This is a genomic window from Candidatus Obscuribacterales bacterium (genome assembly GCA_036703605.1).
Taxonomy (GTDB): Bacteria; Cyanobacteriota; Cyanobacteriia; order RECH01; family RECH01; genus RECH01.
On record DATNRH010000501.1, the window covers coordinates 1 to 1,142 of the forward strand.

At 53.6% G+C, this 1,142-nt stretch carries 1 protein-coding gene; it reads left to right on the plus strand.

The genetic code is table 11. The features are described 5' to 3' along the window. On the plus strand, nt 1-925 hold a 925-nt coding region (locus V6D20_10760), incomplete at its 5' end, for a hypothetical protein (GenBank protein ID HEY9816262.1). Nucleotides 926-1,142 lie beyond the last annotated feature (217 nt).

Sequence of the window (1,142 nt, forward strand, 5' to 3'; positions counted from 1 at the left end):
CATGAAATTAGTAGAATTGCTGGCGCGGGAATTGAAGGTGTGGCCATATCATCTAGGCGCTATGGCGATAAGCCAAGATCCTGACGGCTCTCTAAATCGACTTGATCGCGGATTAGGTGTTGATGATGCTTGCTTAGCGTCTATTGGAGGCACATGGCCTAGCAATACATGGACTCGGTTTAGCCTGATGACTCCAACCTCAACAGCCACCGACCACGCCACCGCCATCGTCACCATCGCCGACTGGGAAGCTGAGGTAGCGCGTCTGGCTAAGCCTGAGTGGATTCGGCATCGGGGCGGTAAGTGTCCTATTGAGGCTGGTTTCTTGATTGATGTGCGTCATCGTGATGGATGTATAGGGACTAGATGCAATCCATTTTCTGGCAAATGGGATTGGAGGCATTCGGGGCATGAGACCGACATCATGGCTTACCGCATTTGCGAGCCTGAGCAGGCGCCTCAGAAGGCATGGCACAGCACCGCACCGTTAAGCGATGAAGAAAGGGCGCATGCGTTCGAGGCGGATATAGAATTCCCATCTGGCGTAATCCATTTTGCTGGCCCCATCCAGTGGCGCGACCGCATCCGCGAAATCGACATCACCGTCGAAGCCCTCGAAGAAGAACGCGCAGGCCTGGTGCAGCAGCTTGAGGATGAGGGGTTTCGGTTGATTAGCGCGGTTAATGCGAAGATCGCCGCAGTCGCGCAGGCACATGAGGATATGAGCGATTGGCGCAACTGGATGGATGGTGATTTGGTTGAGTGTATATCGCACGAAATCGAATGGAGCGATAAGACTGACATTGGAAGCATTTGCAAGATAGATGGCTCTCCGCTGTTTGACGAAAATGGACTCCACATCTTTGTGGCTGGCTATTTTATGAACCCTGCCGACTTCCGCTGGCACTCCCGCCCATCCGTCTGACCCACAAGGCCAGCTAATAACTGGCCTTTGCTTGTAACCCCACCCGCCTAGCGTTACAATCAGGCCTTAGCCCCTACTAGGGCGCGTGGAGGCCAAACGCAAAACGGTTGTTAGCCTTGTGATTACATGCCTTACTCCGGCATCAGCGGCGCAACTGATTTGGATCAGTAAAATGATCGTAGCTTAGAGCAGGCAGTGATGCCCTTTCTCACCCGCC